Source organism: Campylobacter sp. S4:11 (assembly GCF_024723695.1).
GTDB classification, from domain to species: Bacteria; Campylobacterota; Campylobacteria; order Campylobacterales; family Campylobacteraceae; genus Campylobacter_D; species Campylobacter_D jejuni_C.
This window is the reverse complement of record NZ_JANQDC010000096.1, coordinates 1-450: the sequence shown is the minus strand read 5'-3', so window position 1 is coordinate 450 and position 450 is coordinate 1. Positions and strand designations below refer to the sequence as shown.

At 24.4% G+C, this 450-nt stretch carries 1 protein-coding gene; it reads right to left on the bottom strand.

Features of this window, described 5'->3' with window-relative positions; all coding sequences use genetic code 11:
• Positions 1 to 450: DUF2920 family protein (locus CAMP5053_RS08370; RefSeq protein WP_337217656.1), on the bottom strand; the 450-nt coding region annotated here is incomplete at both ends.

The following is a 450-nucleotide window of genomic DNA, read 5'->3' as shown; positions in this document are numbered from 1 at the left end:
ATCTCTAAAACAAATTTATCATTTTTATCTTTAAAGGTAAAAACTTTATTTTTGCAAGGATAAGATATACTATCTTCTTTCATACTAAATGTTTTATCTTTTAATTTTTCAAGCATAATAGGTAATTCTTTATTAAATAAAGCCTTATCAGGAATTCCACACCCATGAGTTAAATCTTTAATAAATTTACCATCTATATCTTTTTCATCTATTAGATGAAAATCTACTTCATAATTTAAGGATTTTAAAATTTCTATCATAGAAATTTTATATTCAGCTGGAGTTTTTTGGTCTGTCTGCGAATGATAACTAACATAGATAATATTTTTATTCTTTTGACTTTGAAGTGTTAAATGCGAAGGATTAGCTAAAGTTCTTATTAAATAATTTTCATCAGCAAAATAATAAGGTGAGTTTGGATCTTTGCGTGTCCAATAGGTTTTTACAAAA